Source organism: Candidatus Contendobacter odensis Run_B_J11 (genome assembly GCF_000531125.1).
GTDB lineage: Bacteria > Pseudomonadota > Gammaproteobacteria > Competibacterales > Competibacteraceae > Contendibacter > Contendibacter odensensis.
On the sequence record NZ_CBTK010000145.1, the window covers coordinates 1 to 2665 of the forward strand.

Annotated in this window: 3 protein-coding genes and 4 tRNA genes; 3 read left to right on the plus strand and 4 right to left on the minus strand. The window is 53.4% G+C overall.

Features of this window, described 5'->3' with window-relative positions; translation table 11 throughout:
* From BN874_RS23545 to BN874_RS10555, 4 genes are all read right to left on the minus strand, one after another.
* A partial coding sequence (locus BN874_RS23545) for a GTP-binding protein (protein WP_154724696.1) occupies positions 1-116 on the minus strand: 116 nt, incomplete at its 3' end.
* A gap of 82 nt (positions 117-198) precedes the next feature.
* Positions 199-274: transfer RNA gene (locus BN874_RS10545), tRNA-Thr, on the minus strand.
* A gap of 28 nt (positions 275-302) precedes the next feature.
* Positions 303-376: transfer RNA gene (locus BN874_RS10550), tRNA-Gly, on the minus strand.
* Between the two features lie 90 nt (positions 377-466).
* Positions 467-551, minus strand: a tRNA-Tyr gene (locus BN874_RS10555).
* A 111-nt stretch (positions 552-662) separates the two neighbouring features.
* Between BN874_RS10555 and BN874_RS10560 the strand changes: the two genes are divergently transcribed.
* The 3 genes from BN874_RS10560 to BN874_RS10570 all read left to right on the plus strand — a co-directional run.
* Positions 663-738 (plus strand) — tRNA-Thr (locus tag BN874_RS10560).
* Positions 739-852: 114 nt separating this feature from the next.
* Complete coding sequence (gene fbaA, locus BN874_RS10565; protein WP_034432971.1) at positions 853-1926, plus strand: class II fructose-bisphosphate aldolase; 1074 nt, start codon at positions 853-855, stop codon at positions 1924-1926.
* A gap of 153 nt (positions 1927-2079) precedes the next feature.
* Positions 2080-2665 (plus strand): alanine dehydrogenase (locus BN874_RS10570; protein ID WP_034432973.1); only part of this gene is annotated, 586 nt, incomplete at its 3' end.

Below are 2665 nucleotides of genomic sequence, written 5' to 3' on the forward strand. Positions count from 1 at the left end.
TTTTGCGCCATCACTTTGGTGATCGCCGCCGTCAGCGTGGTCTTGCCGTGATCCACATGACCGATCGTTCCCACATTGACATGTGGCTTGTTACGCTCAAACTTTTCTTTGGACATCCATATACTCCCCATGCAAGACTTTAGAGGCCAGAGATTTGAACCATTGCAAAAAGGCGTTTCAACGGCATCGGAATTTGAGTGGAGCCCATAACCGGATTTGAACTGGTGACCTCATCCTTACCAAGGATGCGCTCTACCGACTGAGCTATATGGGCCTGAAGTTCTATAATTTGCTAGATAATTTGGAGCGGGTGATGGGAATCGAACCCACACCATCAGCTTGGAAGGCTGAGGTTCTACCGTTGAACTACACCCGCCTTGTCGCTCCCAAGCGGCGTATCGGTATTATTAAGATGCGGCGCGTTTCCGGTCACCTTAGCCATAACGCCAAAACTATCATTCCCAAGTGGTGGAGGGGGAAGGATTCGAACCTTCGAAGGCTGAGCCAACAGATTTACAGTCTGCCCCCTTTGACCGCTCGGGAACCCCTCCAAAGTTTGAGTCGCGCATTTTGATGGTCAAAGACAAGGTTGTCAATCGCTGGCATGAAGTTTTTGCGAAACAACCAAGCTCAGTCTACTATAATGCGCTTGGCTGATATGGGCTGGCGTAGCTCAGTTGGTAGAGCAGTTGCCTTGTAAGCATCAGGTCGAGGGTTCGAGTCCCCCCGCCAGCTCCAACCTAATCGATAGCTTGGGCAAAAAATGCTCAAATTTCTAGTGTTATCGCAGGGTTAATTCTACGATGACAATCGTTTTTAACCCAACTCGTCACTTTATTAGAGGACTTGCTCATGGCGCAACTCAAACCCGGTGTCGTTACTGGCAAAGACTATCTAACCCTCGTGGCCGCAGCCAAAGCTGGCGGTTACGCGCTGCCCGCAGTTAATGTCGCCAGCAGCAGCACGGTTAATGCGGTGCTGGAAGCGGCAGCGAAGAACAATGCCGACGTTATCATCCAGCTCTCCAACGGTGGCGCGCAGTTCTACGCCGGCCAAGGGATGAAAGATGGTTTCAAAGCCAAGGTGCTGGGTGCGGTAGCGGCGGCGTACCACGTTCATCTACTCGCCGAACACTATGGAATCTGCGTAGTGCTGCATACCGATCACGCCAACAAGAGCCTGATTCCATGGGTTGATGCACTGCTGGATCACGGTCAAGCGTACTTTAAGCAACATGGCAAGCCGCTGTTTAGCTCGCACATGCTTGATTTATCTGAGGATTCGATGGAGTTTAATCTCAACGAATGCGCCCGTATTTTGCAGCGCATGGCTCCGTTGGATATGAGCCTGGAGATTGAATTAGGCGTGACGGGTGGCGAAGAGGACGGCATCGGCAAGGAGATGGATGAAAGCGCCGATAACTCTCATCTCTACACTCAGCCGGAAGACGTGCTACAAGCTTATGATCGGCTATCGCCGATTGGACATTTCTCGGTTGCCGCCTCGTTCGGCAATGTGCATGGCGTGTATAAGCCCGGCAATGTGCAACTGCGCCCAGAAATCCTCAAGAATTCCCAAGCGCTGGTTGGAAAACAGCACAATGCTGGGGCGAAGCCGCTTAATCTGGTGTTCCATGGCGGTTCCGGTTCGGAGAAGGAAAAGATCACCGAGGCAGTAGGCTACGGGGTGTTCAAGATGAATATTGATACTGACTTGCAGTTCGCCTACTCGGAGGCGATTGGCAAGTTTGTTAGCCAGAACCCCAAGGCTTTCCTGTATCAGGTGGATCCGGAAACCGACAAGCCCTACAAGAAGTTCTACGACCCGCGTAAGTATTTGCGCCTGGCGGAAGAGAACATGGTGGCGCGGCTGAATGAAGCGTTCCAGGATCTCGGTTCCAAGGGTAAATCGCTGGCGACAGCGTGATCACCGTGTCGTCCGTCCGATCTTGAATTTTCTCTGCTAATGTTGGAGGAAAGATCGAAGCGGAGACGCTGAATAGTTTTTTTAGATAAGGGCTTATCGAGCATTCGATAAGCCCTTTATCGTTGTGCTTAAAGGATCATCCGGGAGATTGTCATGCGGATCGGGGTACCGAAAGAAATCAAAACACACGAATACCGGGTTGGAATGACGCCGGGCGGAGTGCGTGAAGCGGTGCAACACGGCCATGCGGTGCAGGTGGAAACCGGCGCCGGCATCGGTATTAGCCTGGATGACGCAGCCTATGAGAAAGCTGGAGCCAGCATCGCGGCATCAGCGGATGAGGTATTCGCCCAAGCGGATTTGATCGTCAAAGTTAAGGAACCGCAACCGGTTGAATGTGCGCGGTTACAGTCGGGACAAACGCTGTTTACTTATTTGCACTTGGCGCCTGATCCACAACAGGCCCAGGGTTTACTGGCTTCCGGTTGCATGGCGATTGCCTATGAAACGGTGACCGATGCCCACGGTCGCCTGCCACTACTGGCACCCATGAGTGAGGTGGCGGGGCGGATGGCCATTCAGGCCGGCGCCCACTGTCTGGAAAAGTCCCAAGGTGGCAGCGGTACTTTATTGGGTGGCGTGCCGGGGGTGCTGCCGGGTCGGGTGGTAATTCTAGGTGGCGGGGTAGTCGGAACCAACGCGGCGCGGATGGCGGTTGGCATGGGAGCGCGGGTGACGG